General features: G+C 67.8%; 12 protein-coding genes. 9 read left to right on the top strand and 3 right to left on the bottom strand.

Annotation, left to right across the window (positions count from 1 at the left end):
- The first annotated feature begins 571 nt into the window (after positions 1 to 571).
- From ACOOHP_RS19370 to ACOOHP_RS19390, 5 genes are all read left to right on the top strand, one after another.
- A complete protein-coding gene (locus ACOOHP_RS19370; protein ID WP_420468114.1) occupies positions 572 to 1660 on the top strand; it encodes an OmpA family protein in 1089 nt (362 codons plus the stop codon).
- Between the two features lie 279 nt (positions 1661 to 1939).
- Complete coding sequence (locus ACOOHP_RS19375; protein ID WP_420468115.1) at positions 1940 to 3409, top strand: TolC family protein; 1470 nt, start codon at positions 1940 to 1942, stop codon at positions 3407 to 3409.
- 4 nt (positions 3410 to 3413) lie between these two features.
- Positions 3414 to 4577 carry an efflux RND transporter periplasmic adaptor subunit gene (locus ACOOHP_RS19380; protein WP_420468116.1) on the top strand — a complete coding sequence of 388 codons (1164 nt, stop codon included), beginning with the start codon at positions 3414 to 3416 and terminating at the stop codon, positions 4575 to 4577.
- A complete protein-coding gene (locus ACOOHP_RS19385) occupies positions 4577 to 5302 on the top strand; it encodes an ABC transporter ATP-binding protein (RefSeq protein WP_420468117.1) in 726 nt (241 codons plus the stop codon). Before ACOOHP_RS19380 ends, ACOOHP_RS19385 begins: the two co-directional genes overlap by 1 nt.
- Entirely contained in the window at positions 5299 to 6519 is a 1221-nt protein-coding gene (locus ACOOHP_RS19390) for an ABC transporter permease (RefSeq protein ID WP_420468118.1), read from the top strand. Before ACOOHP_RS19385 ends, ACOOHP_RS19390 begins: the two co-directional genes overlap by 4 nt.
- Before the next feature lie 112 nt (positions 6520 to 6631).
- On the opposite strand, the gene ACOOHP_RS19395 is transcribed toward ACOOHP_RS19390, so the two are convergent.
- Positions 6632 to 8836: an ATP-binding protein gene (locus tag ACOOHP_RS19395; protein WP_420468119.1), complete on the bottom strand. Its 2205-nt coding sequence runs from the start codon at positions 8834 to 8836 to the stop codon at positions 6632 to 6634.
- A 180-nt stretch (positions 8837 to 9016) separates the two neighbouring features.
- On the opposite strand from ACOOHP_RS19395, the gene ACOOHP_RS19400 reads away from it, so the two are divergent.
- From ACOOHP_RS19400 to ACOOHP_RS19410, 3 genes are all read left to right on the top strand, one after another.
- Complete coding sequence (locus ACOOHP_RS19400) at positions 9017 to 11959, top strand: parallel beta-helix domain-containing protein (RefSeq protein WP_420468120.1); 2943 nt, start codon at positions 9017 to 9019, stop codon at positions 11957 to 11959.
- A gap of 102 nt (positions 11960 to 12061) precedes the next feature.
- Positions 12062 to 13633, top strand: coding sequence for a helicase HerA-like domain-containing protein (locus tag ACOOHP_RS19405; protein ID WP_420468121.1), 1572 nt, complete (start codon positions 12062 to 12064; stop codon positions 13631 to 13633).
- A 10-nt stretch (positions 13634 to 13643) separates the two neighbouring features.
- A complete protein-coding gene (locus tag ACOOHP_RS19410; RefSeq protein WP_420468122.1) occupies positions 13644 to 14030 on the top strand; it encodes a hypothetical protein in 387 nt (128 codons plus the stop codon).
- 48 nt (positions 14031 to 14078) lie between these two features.
- Here the strand turns inward: ACOOHP_RS19410 and ACOOHP_RS19415 are convergent, their stop codons facing one another.
- The gene (locus tag ACOOHP_RS19415) at positions 14079 to 14513 is read right to left on the bottom strand and encodes a GNAT family N-acetyltransferase (RefSeq protein WP_420468123.1); all 435 of its coding nucleotides are present in this window, start codon (positions 14511 to 14513) and stop codon (positions 14079 to 14081) included.
- 32 nt (positions 14514 to 14545) lie between these two features.
- Complete coding sequence (locus tag ACOOHP_RS19420) at positions 14546 to 16009, bottom strand: RimK family protein (RefSeq protein WP_420468124.1); 1464 nt, start codon at positions 16007 to 16009, stop codon at positions 14546 to 14548.
- Positions 16010 to 16361: 352 nt separating this feature from the next.
- On the opposite strand from ACOOHP_RS19420, the gene ACOOHP_RS19425 reads away from it, so the two are divergent.
- A complete protein-coding gene (locus ACOOHP_RS19425) occupies positions 16362 to 17810 on the top strand; it encodes an SPOR domain-containing protein (RefSeq protein ID WP_420468125.1) in 1449 nt (482 codons plus the stop codon).
- Positions 17811 to 17911: the final 101 nt, after the last annotated feature.

Below are 17911 nucleotides of genomic sequence, written 5' to 3' on the forward strand. Positions count from 1 at the left end.
TGGAATGGACTGTGATCGTGGCGTTGGCCGCCTTGGTGGGCGCAGTGTGTATGGTGGTGTACGACGCTTCCCGGCAGGGGCGTAAATAGCCGGCAGCTTCCATGGATGTGGGTTCAAACCCAGATTTGGGCAAATGGACAGACGTTTGCCCTCCGGCTCGAAGCGACTGATCGAGCCGTCAATATCTTGTGAAGGCAAGATGCGCCCATTGCCCCAGCCTGATCCGCCGCAGCAATTCTGTTGGAGGCCGATCCCATGGAGGCCCCCGCGTCAGAATAGTTGCCGCCTTGATAGCGAGTAGCGAGTAGTCCGGGTGAAACTACGGCGCTTTTCGCCACTGCGGCCGCGGGCCGTGCCCGCCGTGCATCAAGCGTTCATCTTCAACATGGCACGCTTCGCGCCTACGGGAAGTGGGGCGGATCGGGAATCAGCGCGGCCATGGCCGGCGGCAGCCGCCCCCGCAGGTTCGAAATCGACACATAAACGAGCGGTAATCCCACGGATTCGCAGGCTATACTGCGGGCCGAGACTCGAGTCACAGTTTCTAAGTTCCATACAAAGAGGCCAAGACATGAAGAAGATTTGGGGAGTGATGGCGGTCGCGGCGTCCGCGGCGATGGCGTCCGCAGCTCCAGCGGTTCATGCTTACGAGACCCGTCCTTACGTTTCGCTCAGCGGTGGCCTTGCGTTTGCGGATTCGGCGCGCGATTCCGACGACGGCACGCATTTCAATGTGCTGGTCGGTCAGCGATTCGGGCGCTACTTCGGCCTGGAATTCGGCGGATTGGGTACCGACTTCGACGCCGACGGCTCCACCGGGGTGGGCTGGGAAGACCTGGGGGCACGCCTGGAAGCGCTGGTGTACCTGAGCGATTCCCCCAACTGGGCGCCCTACATCGCCACCGGCTTCGGCGCGATGAAGACGGAAAACACCAACACCGGCGATGAGTCCGAAGACGGCTTCGTCAATGCCGGCCTCGGTGTCATCCGTTACGGACGCCTGTTCGATACGCTGACGGTGGGCGTGCGCGGCGACTATCGCTATCGCCACACGGTCGAGCTCGATCCGGAAGATTTCGGCGATCACATCGTGACCTTGGGCGTGGTGTTTCCGTTCGGCAGCCCGCGCGCGGTGCCGGCGCCGGTGGTGCCGCCGGAGCCGGTCGCGCAGGTCGTCGATACCGACGGCGACGGTGTGCCGGACGACAAGGACAACTGCCCGAACACGCCGGCCGGTACGCAGGTCGACGAGAACGGTTGCCCCATCGCCGACAAGCCCGCCGCCGCGATGGCAGCGGAGCGCGAGTTCGAGCACGTGCTGTTCCCGTACGACCGTGCCCAGCTCACCGCCCGTGCCCAGCAGATCCTGGACAACGCCACGCCGGTGATCAACGAGCTGATCCAGCGCTACCCGAACCTGGAAGTGGACGTGTCCGGTCACACCGACAGTCGCGGTACCGACGCCTACAACCAGGCGCTGTCCGAACGCCGCGCGTTGTCGGTCAAGGAGTACCTGGTACGCAAGGGCATCGCGGCATCGCGCATCTCGGCCAACTCCTACGGCGAAACCCGCCCGGCCGCGACCAACGAGACCGACGCCGGTCGTGCCCAGAACCGACGCGCCGAAGTTCGCACGCGGGATCGCAGCCCGGCCAACTGACGCTCCGACAGTTGTAGCGGTTTGCAACCCGGGAGGCTCGCTGCAAGGCGGGCCTCCCGGGTTTTTGCGTTCGGATTGAGGGTAGAGCAGGCCGTGCCCGCCGCAGGTGTGCACGCATCCCCATCGTCACCATGATCGTCACCACGCCTGCCGGAACCGCGACGGCACGCGCCAACCGCGCACCGCCACCGTTGCAAAGATGTGTAACGAATTCTCCGCTGCCTGAACGAACCGGGTACAAAGCCAGTCCATTGGCTTCTCCTAGCGGACCCCAGACTCGTGCGCCGACCCTTATCGCTGATTGCGCTGCTCGCAGGTGTGCTGCCGGCTGTACCGATGGCGGCCACGCTGTCCGATCCTTTCGGCGAGTTGGCGGCGATCCCTTCGCTGCAGGAAACCGGTCGGCCGTGCCCGGAGGTTTTGCCGGCGCGGCCGCTGACCCTGGCGGACGTGGTGGACACCGCGCTGTGCCGCAATCCGCAGACCGCCCTGAGCTGGGCCACCGCCAGGGCACGCGCCGCGGCGGTGGGCAGCGCCCGCTCGGCCTATCTGCCGGATCTGTCGATCTCGGGATCGATCACCGAAGACCTCACCGGCGACAGCACCTCCACCTTCGGCGCCGGCAGCGTCGGCGGTGGTGGCTTTTCTTCCAGCAGCGCGTCCGACGACACCACGCGCACCTCGGCGTCGATCTCGCTGAGCTATCTGCTGTTCGACTTCGGCGGTCGCGGCGCGGCACTCGATGCCTCGCGGGCGCTGCTCGATGCCGCCCGCTACACGCGCAATGCCACCCTGCAGAGCGTGTATCTGGAAGCGGTGACGCGCTACTACGACTGGTCGGCCGCGGCTGGGAGCCTGGAGTCGGCGGCCGAATCCGAACGGGCCGCGCGTTCCAGCCTGGAAGCGGCGACGGCGCGCGAGCAGATCGGCACCGCTACGCGCGCGGACCGTTTGCAGGCACAGACTGCGCTGGCACAGGCCGAGCTGACCCGGGTGCAGGCGCAGGGCGCGCTGCGCACCGCGCTGGGCAGCCTGGCCAACAGCATGGGCCTGTCGGCTAACGCCAACTTCGAGCTGGCGCCGGCGCCGCTGGTGGAGCCCGCACAGGACTTCGTCGATCGGCTCGATGGCTTGGTCGATCGCGCCGCCGAGGCGCGCCCAGACCTTTCGGCGGCGGTGGCCAGCCGGCAAGCCGCGGAAAGCGATGTGGACGCGGCCAGGGCGCAAGGCCGTCCCAGCCTGTCGGCACAGGCCTCGCAAAGTTATTCCAAGCGCGGCGATCGCGAGAACGACAGCGCTTCGATCGGGGTGTCGGTGTCCATTCCGGTGTTCAGCGGCTTTGCCAATACCTACCGCGTGCGTGCGGCCGAAGCGCAACTGGAATCGAGCAAGGCGGAGCTGGCACGCCTGCGCAACCAGGTCAGCCTGGAGGTGTATCAGGCGCACAGCGAACTCACCACACAGACGCAGTCGGTGTTCACCGCAAAGGCGCTGGTGCAGGCGGCCGAAGAGTCCGAAAGCGTCGCGCGTGGCCGCTACGAAGCCGGGGTCGGCACCATCCTGGATCTGCTCAACGCGCAGAGCAGTGCCGCCGATGCGCGCCGCCAGTTGCTGCAGGCACGCAGCGACTGGGCGTCGGCCAGGACCCGCCTGGCGCAGGCCGTGGGCACGCTGGACCCGGTGTCCGACCCCACGGCGTTCGTCGGATCCAACGCGGCCTCGCCGCAGCCCACGGGCGTGAGCCGCTAAAGCCATGAACACGGTAAAGAACCGCCTCAAGCCGATCGCCTGGATGGCATTGCTGCTGCTGGTCGTGGCGGCGGCGGCCTACGGCTTTCAGCATTGGCGCACGCCGGACGGCTCTACCTATCTCACCGAAACCGTCAGCCGCGGCGAAATCGCCGAGACGGTGTCCGCCAACGGCACCCTGGACCCGGTGGCGCTGGTCAGCATCGGCACGCAGGTGTCCGGCACCGCGGTGGCGGTGCACGCGGACTTCAACGACACCGTGGAGCAGGGCCAGGTGTTGCTGGAACTGGACCCGGCCGCCTACGAGGCGCGCGTGCGCCAGACCCGCGCGGCGCTGGAATCCGCCGTCGCCAGCCGCGAGCTGGCACAGTCCAACGAAAAGCGCTCACAGGACCTGTTCGAGAAGGGCTACATCCCGCGCCAGGAACTGGACCAGGCCCGGCAGGTGCTGAAGTCGGCGGTGGCGCAGGTGGAGCAGGCCCGCGCACAGATGGCGGACGCCGATGTCGATCTGCGCAATTCCATCATCCGTTCGCCCATTTCCGGCGTGGTGGTGGCGCGCACGGTGGAGGTGGGCCAGACGGTGGCGGCAAGTTTCCAGACGCCGGAGCTGTTCAAGATTGCCGGCGATCTGCGCCGTATGCTGATCCACACCACTTTCGCGGAAGCCGATGTCGGACGTATCCAGCCCGACATGGAAGCGCGTTTCACCGTGGATGCTTATCCGGACCGCGAGTTCGCCGGCAAGGTGCGCCAGGTGCGGCTCAATCCCACGGTGAACCAGAACGTGGTGACCTACGACGTGGTGGTGGACGTGGACAATCCGGACCTGTCCCTGCTGCCGGGCATGACTGCCTATGTCAACGTGGTGCTCAGCCGCAGTGAGAACGCCCTGCGGGTGCCCAACAGCGCGCTGCGCTATCAGCCTGCCGATGCCCAGGCGGCCAAGGTCGGCGACGTGCGCACGCGCGAGGCGCGGCTGCCCAAGGTCTATGTGCTGCGCGGCGGCCAGCGGATGACGGTGACGGTGGAGCCGGGCCGCAGCGACGGCCGCTACACCGAAGTGGCGTCCCAGGAGTTGCAGGCCGGCGATGAAGTGATCGTGGGCGACCGCACCGCCAGCGCCAATCCGCAGTCGCAGCGGCCGATGCGCATGAGGATGTTCTGATGTCGCCCGCGCTGATCCGTGTCGAGGCCCTGGCCAAGGATTACCAGACTGCCGCCGGCCCGTATCCGGCCCTGCGCGGCGTGAGCCTGGACATTCGTGCGGGCGAGTTCGTCGCCATCATGGGGCCGTCCGGTTCGGGCAAATCGACGTTCATGAATCTGCTGGGCTGCCTGGATTCGCCCACCCGCGGGCGCTACTGGCTGGCCGGAGAGGACGTGGCGCGGCTGCCGCCGGATGCACTGGCCACGGTGCGCAACAGCCGCCTCGGTTTCGTGTTCCAGGGCTTCAACCTGCTGCAGCGCTCCAGCGTGCTGGACAACGTGGCGCTGCCGCTGGTCTACGCGCGCATGCCGCGTGCGCAGCGACGCGAACGCGCGCGCGCGCTGCTGGGCAAGGTCGGCCTGCAACCCTACGCCGAGTCCCTGCCTTCGCGCATATCCGGCGGCCAGCAGCAGCGCGTGGCCATTGCGCGCGCGCTGGTCAATCGTCCGCAGGTGGTGCTGGCCGACGAACCCACCGGCAATCTGGACAGCCACACCAGCGACGAGATCATGGCGCTGTTCTCGCAGCTCAACCGCGACGACGGCATCACCTTGGTGGTGGTGACGCACGAACCCGACGTGGCCGCGTACGCCAGTCGCCTGATCCGCTTTAACGACGGCGTGGTGGTGGAAGATCGCCGTCAGGTGCCGCGCCTCGCGCCGCTGCAGGAGCAGGCCGCATGATCGGCGCCATGCTGGCCGAGGCGCTGCAGGCGCTGGCCTCCAACCGCATGCGCACCTTTCTGACCACCCTGGGCATGGTCATCGGCGTGGCGGCGGTGATCGTCATGCTGGCGGTGGGCAGCGGCGTGCAGCAGTCGATCCGCGATTCCATCGAATCGATGGGCAGCAACCTGTTCATCGTGCTCGCCGGCAGTGCCAGCAGCGGCGGCGTGCGCCTGGGCGGCGGCAACGCCTCCACCCTGACCCTGGCCGACGCCGAAGCCATCGGCGAGCAACCCTCGGTGCGGGCAGTGGCGCCGCTGGCGTTCGGCAATGCGCAACTGGTCTACGGCTCCTACAACTGGGGTACGCAGATCTACGGCACCACCCAGGGGTACCTGGACGTGCGCAACTGGAGTCTGCTGTCCGGCACCATGTTCGGCGACTCCGACGTGCGTTCCGCCGGTCGTGTGGCGGTGATCGGCACCACGGTGGCTGCGCAGTTGTTCGGCCTTGAAGATCCGGTGGGCAAGACCATACGCATCAACGGCGGGCCTTATACGGTGCTGGGCCTGCTCAGTTCCAAGGGCCAGAGTTTCGACGGCCGCGATCAGGACGACACCGTACTGATCCCGATCACCACCGCGCAGCGCAAGTTGTTCGGCAGCCGCTTTCGCGGCAGCCTGCGGATGATCATGGTGCAGAGCGCCAGCGAGGCGGCCATGCCGCAGACCGAGCTGGAGGTGACCAGCCTGCTGATGGAGCGTCACCGCATCGGCGCCGGCCAGGAGCCGGACTTCAGCATGAGCAATCTCACCGCGGTGGCCGAGACCGCGGCCGCCACCGCGCGCATCATGTCGCTGCTGCTCGGCGCCATCGCCTCGATCTCGTTGATCGTCGGCGGCATCGGCATCATGAACATCATGCTGGTGTCGGTGACCGAGCGCACGCGCGAGATCGGCATCCGCGTGGCCATCGGCGCGCGGCCGCAGGACGTGCTGCTGCAGTTTCTGCTGGAGTCGGTGGCGCTGGCCCTGCTCGGCGGCCTGATCGGCGTGCTGCTGGGTTTTGTCGGCAGCGAGCTGGTGCGCCGCATCGCCGACATTCCCGTCATCGTCAGCAGCGGCTCGGTGGTGCTGGCCTTCGCCGTGTCGGCGTCGGTCGGCGTGTTCTTCGGCTGGTACCCGGCGCGCAAGGCCGCACGCCTGGAGCCGATCGAGGCGCTGCGCTACCACTGATCGTTTTGTGCCGCCGCAGAGTAGGGCGGCCCGCGGCCGCCGTGCGCTCTCGATGGATGGCCCCGTCCTCTCCGATTGATCGACTTGCTGCCGGTCGCCATGGGCAGCGGCGTCACTCGCGCTCCATCGCCTCCACCTCCGGCCAGCGCGGTGTCAGCTCTTCGGTCGTCGACTCGGCGCTGGCGGGCAGGGCGAATGCGAACGTGGTGCCGGGGCGATCGTCGTTGGGCTGCACCCAGATGCGACCGCGATGACGCTCGACGATGCGCTTGCACACCGCCAGGCCGATGCCGGTGCCCGGGTACTGTTCCTGAGCGTGCAGGCGCCGGAAAATCTGGAACACGTCGGCAGCCTTGTCGGGATCGATGCCGATGCCGTTGTCGCGCACCAGGATCACCCACTCGTTGCCACTGCGCCGGCTCGACACCATGATGCTGGGCGGCGACTCGCCATGAAATTTGAGGGCGTTGCCGATCAGGTTCTGGAATAGCTGGGTGAGCTGCTGGCCATCGCCTTGCACCGTGGGCAGATCGCCGATCAGAAATTCCGCGCGCAGTTCCTGCACCGCCGCCTGCAGCAGATTCAGCGCGGCATCCAGCGGGTCGCGCAGGCGCACCGGCTGGAACGGCTTGGGCTCGTGACCCAGGCGCGAGTAGTCGAGCAGGTCCACGATCATGCGCTGCATGCGGGTGGCGGCCTCGGTCAGGAAGCTCAGATATTCCTCGGCCTGTTCGTCGAGCTTGCCGCGGTAGCGGCGCGCCAGCAGACCGGAGAATCCGCCGATGGCACGCAAAGGCTCTTGCAGGTCATGCGAGGCGATGTAGGCGAACTGCTGCAGTTCCTGGTTGCTGCGCGCGAGTTCGGTGTTGGCGCGCGCCAGGGTTTCGTTTTGCTCCTGCAGGCGCAGCTGCGAGCGCTTGCGGGCCAGCAGATTGCTCGCCATTTCGCCGAACAGCTTGAGCAGGGTGGTCATCTGCGCCGGCCATTGCACCTCCGTTCGCACCGAGTCGAAGCCCACATAGCCGATCACGCCGCCGTCGGCACGCATCGGCACCAGCAGGACCGAGCGGATCGATTCGCCCTCCCATTGTTCGCGCTCGGCGGCGGCTTCGCGCGGCAGGTCGGTGATGCGCTCCACCGCCACCACCTCGCCGCGCTGCAGGCGCGACAGGCACCAGACGTAGCGGCTGGCAGGCAGGTCCTGGGTGTGTCCGCGCTTGGAGTCGATGCCGTGCGCGCACCATTCGTTGGTACAGCTCACGCGTTCGCGGCCGGCGCTGAACTCGAACAGGTAGGCGCGATCCACCGCTGCGAAGCGACCGACTTCGCCCAGCGCATCGGTGATGGCCTCGTCGGCCTCTTCGATCGGCAGGCTGATGAAGCCGGTGGACAGGCGTGTCACCAGCGACTCGAAGCGCATGCGCCGGTCGAGTTCGGACAAGGTGCGATGACGCTCCGACACGTCCAGCAGCAGACCGCAGATCAGAGTGCGGCCCGGCGCCGACACGGTGTCTTGCCCTGGCAAGCGGGTGCGGGAGGCGCCGGAGAAGGCCGCGTCGGTGCTGGCCCCGCCGTTCGTTGCCATGATGTTGCGGCCCGGCGCCGACACGGTGTCTTGCCCTGGCAAGCGGGTGCGGGAGGCGCCGGCGTCGCCGTATCCGGGCGCGGTGTAACGGCCGGGCGAGGGCAGATGAATGGCGCGCAGCTCGCAGGGCACGTCGGTGCCGTCGACGTGGCGCACGATCCAGGGCACCTCCAGCTTCTCGCCGGCCAGCGCGCGCTCGATGAGTTGATGCGCATAAGCCTCGGTGCTCATGCCGGACTGCTCGGCCGGCGCGATATCCATCGGCGACATGCCGATGAGCCGGCTGCGCGGATGCCCGGTGAGCTTGGCAAAATTCTCGTTGGCATCGATGAGCCGGAAGCTCTCGACATCGAACACCCACATCGCGTCGGGACCGTGCTCGGCGATCGCCCGCTGCTGCGCGATCACCGTATGCAGTTCCGAAAGCCGCTGGTTGACCGCATGGGCCATGTCCGCAAAGGGTCGCGCCAGGTGGTCCGGTGCGCCGCGGCTGGCCAGGTCCAGGCGCAGGCTGTCTTCGCCGCCGGCCAGCTTCTGCACCGCCTGCTGCATCGCCGACAGTCGCCGGTCCAGCAGATCGACGAACCACGCGCCGGCAGCGGCTACCAGCACCAGCGCGGCCAGCACATAGGGCAGGGCGGAACCGACGTCGGACAGCAGGCCAAGCTGCCCCATGCCAAAAACGACCGTGGCGATGAGGACGGCAAAGGCAAAGCTGTACTTGAGCGACACGCGTTCCCCGCAGACGCAACCAGATGCAGCGGATTGTCGACCCCCTGGCGTCGAATTGCGACGCACGGGCCGATCGGCGCAGGGTATTCCTACTACTGACGGCAGAATTTCAGGGCCGGTAGGTTCTGCCGGGGGGAATCAAAACCCGAAAGCCGTCCCACGAGCCGGACTTCGACCGTCATGAAGATCGCAACTGCCCGCTGTATTCTGGTCGCGTTCAGCGCCACGCTGTCGATGCTCGCCGGCTGCGGCGGCAGCACGCAGTCGCCGAGCATTCCGCCCGGCGCCGGCGACGGCCCTGTCGATGCGCAGGCGCGCACCTACGCGGTGTGCGACCCCGCGACCACCTCGCGCGATGCGCTGATCGCGTTCTTCGACGCGCGCGAGGGCGACACCATCGAATTCTGTGCCGGCCGCTACGAGCTGCCGACCGGGCTGATCGTCAGCGACAAGCGCGGCATCACCATCAAGGGTGCCGGTCGCGACCGCACCATCCTGTCGTTCAAGAACAGCGACAGCGCCGAGGGCATCAACGCCACCCGAGCCGACGGTCTGGTCATCCAGGGGCTGACGGTGGAAGACACGCCCGGCAACGGCATCCGCATCTTTCGCTCGCAGCAGGTGGTGCTGCGCGACGTGCGCGCGCGATGGCGCGATGCGCAGGGCCGCGACGAGACCCAGGCCGGCTACGCGCCGAGCGCCGAGAACGGCGCCTATGGCCTGTATCCGGTGGAATCGCGTCACGTGCTGATGGAGGACTGCGAGGCCCATGGCGCCAGCGACGCCGGTATCTACGTCGGTCAGACCAGCGATGTGCTGGTGCGGCGGTGCCTGGCCACCTACAACGTTGCCGGCTACGAGTTCGAGAACACTTTCCGCGCGGTGTTCGAGGACAACGTGGCGACCCGGAACACCGGCGGTTTCCTGGTGTTCGATCTGCCCGACCTGCGCCAGTATGGTGCCAAGAACGTGGTGCGGCGCAATCGCGCGTTCGACAACAACACCGACAATTTCGCCCCGGTGGGCAACATCGTCGGATTGGTGCCGCGCGGCACCGGCATGCTGATCCTAGCCTCCGACCAGCTGGAAATTTACGACAACCAGATTCACGATCACGACACCCTCGGCATCGCCGTCATCAACTACGGGCTGGCCGATCCCAACCAGCCCGATCCGCGCTACGACTTTTTTCCCGAGGGCATCGAGATTCGCGGCAACGCGTTCCGCGACAACGGCGGCAATGTGCAGTTGCCCAGCGTCGAGCGCGGCGAAGCCTCGCTGCTGCCCTTGCTGCTCAAGCTCAAGAACCTGGGACGCTCCGCGCATATCGTCTGGGATGGCGCCGAAGACGCGCCCAACGACTGCACGCAGATTCCGCGCGACGCCGACGGCGTGCCGCTCGATCAGCCGAACAGCGCGCGTGCACATGAAGAGCAGGGCGGTCGCAGCGACGAGCGCGGCCGGCCCAACGTCACCCGTGACGACCCCGACCCTGGGTGCAAGTGGAACGCCTGGAAGTTCGAGCCCGATGGCGCGCTCAAACAGCCGGAAAACGGCCTGTGCGTGGCTACCGACAACACCTTCGAGAACACCCGTCTTTCCACCCTGCTGACCACCGAGTTCCTGCGCGCCAACATCACCTCCAGCGATCCGGCGCAGCTGGTGCTGGACCTGCTCAAGCCGGCGTCGACCAACCTGACGCCGCACCGCTGCGATCTGCCGGCGCGCGCCGACCCGGTGCTGGATCTGCCGTTCCTGCCCGACCCCACCGGCGCGGATGCGCGGCCCGACCCGGCGGTGGTGGAAGCGGCCTGCACCGGCGGTTCGCCCGGGCAGGTCAATCGCGCGGCGCTGGACTACAACTGCCCGCGTCTGGACCAGTACGGCCTGTTCGCCGACGCTGCCGATCCCACCCGCAACGCCAACGGCGGTGGCGTGCCCTACGAACTCAACTCCGCCCTGTTCAGCGACTATTCCAGCAAATACCGCTTTCTGTTCATTCCGCCCGGCCAGCAGGCGGTCTACCGCGACCGTAGCGCGGGCGCGACCGAGACGCTGGACTTCCCCGTCGGCACCGTCATCGCCAAGACCTTCGCGTTCCGGCGCGAAGACGGCGCCGGCAACCTGTTGTCGCAGGACGTGGTGGAAACCCGACTGCTGATCAAGCGCCAGCAGTCCGACGGCAGCGCCGTGTGGGGGGGACTGCCGTACGTGTGGAGCGGCAGCAGCGATGCGCGGGTGGCGCAACTGCAGGTCGAGGGCGGCAGTGCCTCGGTGACCTACGACTATCTGGATCCGGATCCCGAAGTGCGCGACGCCGGCGGCAACCGCAAGCGCTATACCGGCGCGGTCGCCGCGTATCGCGTGCCGGCGGCCCTCAACTGCCTGACCTGCCACGCCGGCGACGATCGCGAAGCCGGCAGTGCGCCGATCGGGCCCAAGGCACGACTGCTCAATCGCGACCACAGCTATGCCGGCATGGGTGTGGTCAACCAGTTGCAGTACCTGCGCGACCAGGGCCTGCTCAGCGGTCTGCCGGCGGACATCGCCATGGTGGACCGCAGCGCACGCTGGAACGTGCCGGGTTCCAGCGGCGAGTTGCCGGATTCGGCGGCCGATGTACACGCGCGTGCCCGCGCCTACCTGGAGGTCAACTGCATGCACTGTCATCAGCCGGCGGGCTCCGGTTCCAACAGCGGCTTGTTCCTGGACGCCTACCGCACGGTCGACGTGCGCTATGGCATCTGCAAGAAGCCGGTGGCCGCCGGGCGTGGCTCCGGCGGCAAGCGCTTCGACATCATTCCCGGCGACAGCGCGGGGTCGATCCTACCGTTCCGGATGGCCTCGGCCGCGGCCGGCGTTAAGATGCCGCCGATCGCGCGCAGCGTGGTGCACGGCGAGGCGGTGGCGATGATCGACAGCTGGGTGCAGGACGTGCTGCCGACACCCGACACCGAGGACGAGGAGGTCTGCACCGGCCTGCTCGGCGGTGGCCTGGGCGGACTGGCACTGTCGGTGCCGGAGGTGGCCAAGGCCTACGCCGACGCAGCGGCGCAGCTCAAGTCCGACGATCAACGGCGTGCGCAGGCGCAGGCGAACGACGCCAAACAAGCCGCAAGATGATGCACCGCGGGCAGGCGTAACCGGCCTGGCCGCGCCGGCGGGCAATTGCCGGCCGCGCGCGGGCAGGGTAGAAAGCGAGCCACCCTCCAAGCCTGGAATCTCATGGACCGTCTGCTGATCGGCAAGGGTGATACGCCCCAGGTCATTCTTCCGCGTTTTGCCAATCGCCATGGACTGGTGGCAGGTGCCACCGGCACCGGCAAGACCATCACCCTGCAGATCCTCGCCGAGGGCTTCTCCGAACTCGGTGTGCCGGTGTTCGCGGCCGACATCAAGGGTGATCTGTCCGGCATCGCGATGGCGGGCTTGCCTAAGCCCAGTCTCGCCGAGCGCGCGGCGAAAGTCGGCGTGACGAACTACGCGCCGCAGGCCGCGCCCACCGTGTTCTGGGACGTGTTCGGCGAACAGGGCCACCCGGTGCGCGGCACCGTGTCCGACATGGGCCCGGACCTGCTGTCGCGCCTGCTGGACCTGAGCGACGTGCAGGAAGCGGTGCTGATGCTCGTCTTCAAGTACTGCGACGACCAGGGCCTGATGCTGCTGGATCTCAAGGACCTGCGCGCGGCGCTGAGCCACGTCGCGGAAAATGCGAAGGCGCTCGGCGCTGAGTACGGCCTGATCAGCACGTCTTCTGTTGGTGCGATCCAGCGCGGGCTCGTCGCGCTGGAGCAGGAGGGTGGCGAGGTGTTCTTCGGCGAACCCGCGCTGGAACTCGCGGACCTCATGCGCGTGGACCTGTCCGGCCGCGGCATCGTCAACGTACTGGCGGCCGACAAGCTCTACCAGAAGCCACGCCTGTACTCGACCTTCCTGCTCTGGCTGCTCGCCGAGCTGTTCGAGGAACTGCCGGAAGCCGGTGATCTGGACAAGCCCAAGCTGGTGTTCTTCTTCGACGAGGCGCACTTGCTGTTCAAGGACGCGCCCAAGGCGCTGCTGGAGAAGATCGAACAGGTCGTGCGCCTGATCCGCTCCAAGGGCGTGGGCGTGTACTTCGTCACCCAGAACCCGCTCGATCTGCCGGACAGCGTGCTCGGCCAGCTCGGCAATCGCGTGCAGCATGCGCTGCGCGCGTTCACGCCACGCGACCAGAAGGCGGTCAAGGCCGCGGCCGAGACCTTCCGCTCCAACCCGAAGCTCGACGTGGAAGAAGTCATCACGCAGCTCGGCGTCGGCGAGGCGCTCGTGTCCACGCTGCTGGACGGCGGCATTCCCGGCGTGGTCGAGAAGACCCTGGTCCGCCCGCCCAAGTCGCGCATGGGCGCGATCACACCGGCCGAGCGCCAGACGATCATGAGCCGCAGCCCGGTGTCCGGCCGCTACGAGAAGCTGGTGGATCGGGAATCCGCCTACGAGTTGCTCACGCAGCGCGCGAATCGCGTCGCTGCGGATGAGGCCGACGCCAAGGCGCAGGCCGAGCAGGAAAAGGCCGCCGCCGCAGAAGCCAAGGCGGCGGCCAAGGCGCAGGCGCAATGGCAGAAGGATGTGCGTGCGTCCTACGGACCCAGCCCGCGCGCGCGCAGCACGACCGCCGCGCCGCGCGCGCCCAGCCGTCGGCGCGACACCATGATGGACACCGCGATCAAGAGTGCGACGCGCAGCATTGCCAGCAGCATCGGCAGTTCGGTGGGGCGCAGCTTGCTGCGCGGCATTCTGGGCTCTCTGACCCGGCGCTGAGCAGGGTGTCGTGAGCCGCTCCCGCTACGGGGTTTACCTGGCTTTCTGGGGCGCCCTGTTCTTCACGCTGGCGCTGAAGCTGCTCGAGGCCGAGACCCGTGGCGGCATCACCGATTCCGCGGGTGCGCTGCGCCACTTGTGGGCGATGGCGGCGGTGCTGCTGGTGCTGGCCTGGGTGGTCTACCAGCGTGCGCGCGACGCCGGGCTGGCCTGGTGGATGGCGCTGCTGGCGGTCCCGGCCAGCACGATGCTGTTTCCCTTCGTGCTGATCGCGCTGGGGATGGTGCGGAGCTCGGAAACCGGGCTGGTCTCAAAGCGCATCAATGCGTGGTTGGTTCTGCCGGCGCTGGCCGCGGGAGTTACGGTGGGGGTATTGGCGTCGCTGATGCTGCGCTGAGCGCCGCCAATTGCGGGGCGCTCCAGCCGGACCGCAATTCGCTTTGGCTCATCGCAGGCTACGCATCAGGCGACATCCGTCGGCGCCGTCGTCGTAGTACATCGGCAAGCGTTGGCACTCGACGTACCCGCGCTTCGCGTACAGCGCCAGCGCTGCGCTGTTGTCGGCACGGACCTCCAGGCTTACCGCCTCGCGACCTTCGCGCTTTGCGGCGCGTTCCGCGGCTTCGACCAGGCGGTTGCCGATGCCGAGTCCGCGTGCCTGCGGGCCGACCACCACGGAGTAGATGCGCGCGCAGCGCGAGTTTGCGCGTAGCAGCAGCACCAGGTTGCCCAGCACTTCGGTGCCGCGCACCGCGACGAATACGCGCGCAGTGGGAGCCTCGATGAAGCGCCGGATGCTGCGAGCCGACATGCGGTCCGAGGGAAACAGCGCCTCCAGCGCGAGCATGGCCGCGGCGTCGCCGGGCTTTGCAATCCGCACGCGGATCTCACGACCTGCGCCGACGCTCTCCATCAGCGCGTGTCCCGCGTGCGTGCCTCCAGGCGCCGCAGGAAATACTCCATGACTTTCTGGTACAGCGTTTCCTTGAGGAACAGGTCCTCCACGCCGTAGTCGAGATTGGGGTTATCGTTGACCTCCACCACCTTGACCACGTTGCCGAACTGCTTGAGGTCCACGCCGTACAGCCCGCGGCCGACCGCACGTGCCGCCTGTACGGCGATGCCGAGCACGTTCTTCGGCACGTCCTTGACGTCGATGGTCTCGTGATTGCCCTCGTGGATGGCGGCGCCTTCGCGCTTGACCACCTGCCAGTGCCCCTTGGCCATGTAGTAGCGGCAGGCGTACAGCGGTTCGCCGTCGAGCACGCCGATGCGCCAGTCGTACTCGGTGGGCTCGAACGACTGGCCGATGATGAGGTCGCTGCGTTCGAGTAATTCGCGCGTCTCGCGCTTGAGTTCGGCCTCGTTCTCCACCTTGATCACGCCCTTGGAGAACTGCGAATCCGGCTGCTTGAGCACGCAGGGATACCCCAGTTCGCGCGCCACGTGGCTGACGTTGCCGCGGTGGATGAGCAAGGTTCGTGGCTGCGGAATCTTGTGGCGGTCCATCAGCTCGGCCAGGAACACCTTGTTGGTCGCGCGCAGGATCGACACCGGATCGTCCACCACCACCAGACCCTCGCGCGCGGCACGGCGGGCGAAGCGGTAGGTGTGGTGATTGACCGCGGTGGTTTCGCGGATGAATAAGGCGTCGTACTCGGCGACATGGCCGTAGTCGGACTTGTCGATGAAGTCCACTTCGAAGCCGAGCTTCTCGGCGGCTTTTTCGAACAGCTTGAGCGCGCGCGCGTTGGACGGTGGTTCCTTTTCGTCCTCGTTGATCAGGATGGCGAGGTCGTAGCGCGCCGAGCCCTTGCGGGTGCGCGGCATGCGCCGACGGGTGAAGTAATCGCGCGCGGACTGGAACATCAGCTCGTGATGCGAGGTGGGCACTTCGCCCAGCGCGATCGGGCCCAGCGTGTCCACGCGCCACTCGTCGCCGCGGAACACGAACTTGGCCTGCAACAGCGGCGCCGGAAACAGATTGAACAGCGCGCGCGCCAGGCGCTGGTGACGCTTGGACGGCGAGGCGCCGAAGTACACGTTGAGCAGATATTCGCTCGACCCGATGCGCGCCAGGCTGGACTGGATCAGCTCCTCGATCTCGTCGTTGAGCACGCTGGGCGATTCCGCCAGCTTGAGGTCCTGGATGGTGGTGATGTCCGGCAGCGGCCGATGACCGCGGGCGCCGGCCAGCAGCGACACGTAGTAGCCGGTGGTCTGGTAGCCGAAGCTGCGGCACAGGTTGTAGACGCGGGCCTTGGGCGCCACCGTTTCGGTCTTCAGCGACAGATACTCCCAGGCCGTGGCGATCTGCATGCCGGGAATCTGCAGCGGCCAGTCGGTGCGGGCGTCAACCACAACCAGACCGCTCACGAGCGCGTGCCCCTGGACTGGGGCTGCGTGCAGCGACGGGGTCGCGATGCCGTGCCGATCCCGCGCCCGATCCAGAATCCGATCATTTCATTCCAACCGGTTTCGAACGTCCGCTGCGGTGATGCCACCGGGCCGCAGGACGCCACAGTGCAGCCGGCGGCTGCCGTGCGTATCGGAGGTTCTGAGGCGCTGGGTTCGGGCATGTCGGGCGGTCGCTGCGGAGTTGGGGTGGACCGCGCGCGGATGCTACCACCGCCGCAGGCGGCTGCAGCGGGCACGTGTTGCATCTGCCGGATCATGCCCTTACCGTCGCGACATCCCGAGCCGCTGTGCCGCCTCCAGGTCGATCGCCATGCCCTTGCTGGACCTGCGCCGTTTGCTTGCCACCACCGTGGCGGGACTGCTCCCCGCAGCGGTACTGGCGGCGGAGCTGCCGGTTGATGTCGGCCGTTTGCAGGGCGAGGTCGCCGTGGTGCAGGAGGCGCCCGAGGGCGGCGAAGTGCCGACCGGCGACGGCCCGCAGGCCGGCACCCGCATCCACACCGGTGCCGATGGACGGGTGGAACTGAAGCTGGCCGGCGTGCCCAGCCTGTTCGTCGGACCGCAATCGCAACTGCTTCTGCACAGTGCCGATGGCGAGGTGCTGCGTGCGCGTCTGCTGCAGGGGACGATGCGTGTCGACACGCGTGCCGGCAGCAGTGCATCGCGACGCGACCTGCGACTCAACGTCGGCGACATGCGCCTGCAGATTGCCGGCGGCGAAGTCTGGCTGGAGCAGTCCGAAGCCGAGACCCAGGTGTGCTCGGTGGCCGGCGCCGCCGAACTGCAGCTCGAATCGCGACGCGATCGTCTGGATTTTCCCGGGCAGTGCGTGCGACGTGTCGGCAGCCAGACCGCCTGGACCCTGGTGCCGCCCGAGGTGCTGAGCGCGCGCCTGCAGCAGATCGAGTTGCCGGACGAGGTCGCCGCGCCGGTGGCCAAGGTCGAGATCTTCGAAGCGGCACCCACCGTCGCGGCGGCGCCCAAGCCGGCCCCGATCCCGGCACCAAACCCAAGTCCGTCTCCGGCCCCAGCCCCGGCCCCAGCCCCGGCCCCAACTCCGGCCGCACCCTCTGCAGCGGTGGCGGCGGCTTCCGATGCGCCGGCCCGCCCGGCAGTGCCCGCGCCTGAAGCCACGGCGCCAGCGGCTGCCGCGGGGCCGCCCCCGCTGGTACTGACGGTCGATCCGGAGACCGCCCGCGCCGCGCAGGAACAGCGCGAGGCCACCCAACGCCAGACCGCGCAGCGCGAGGCCGAGTTGCTGGCGACGCTGGCGCGTGCCGAGGAAATTGCCGATACGCGTGCGGCGGCGGTATCGCCCGATGCCCAAGCCACTGCAGTGACGCCAGCCCAGGCCATGCAACCGGCCGCTGCCGAGCCCGATGCGTCTCCCCCGCCGGCCGTCGACATGCCTACGACCGCGGTCGAACCCGCGGTGCCAGCGATGGTCGACGCCGCCGAACCCGCTGGCGCGGACGTCCAAGTCGCGGTCGCGGCAACCGGCGCGACCGGCGAAGCGGATGACGGCCGTCGCTGGAGCGTGGTGCTGGCCTCCATGAGCACCGAAGAAGCCGCCGCCAACGAAGTCGAGCGGTTGCGCGAGCTGGGGCTGCAACCCGAGGCGCGCGAGTATCGGGTGGGCGAGCGCCAGGGCTATCGAGTTGGCCTGGGACGTTACCCAACCCGCGAAGGTGCTGATGCCGCGTTGCAGGAATTGCAGACGCGTCGGCCGACGCTGCCGGGCTGGGTCGCCAAGTACTGAGCGGGTCCGGCGCGCGCCCGCCCTTGTACGAACGCGCTGCATCATCGGGAATCTCTTCGATCGCCGCGTCGGCGCGACGTGTTTGGGTACGGCGGGCCGCC

The sequence above is a fragment of the Panacagrimonas sp. genome (assembly GCF_965216805.1).
In the GTDB taxonomy this organism is placed as follows: domain Bacteria; phylum Pseudomonadota; class Gammaproteobacteria; order Nevskiales; family Nevskiaceae; genus Panacagrimonas.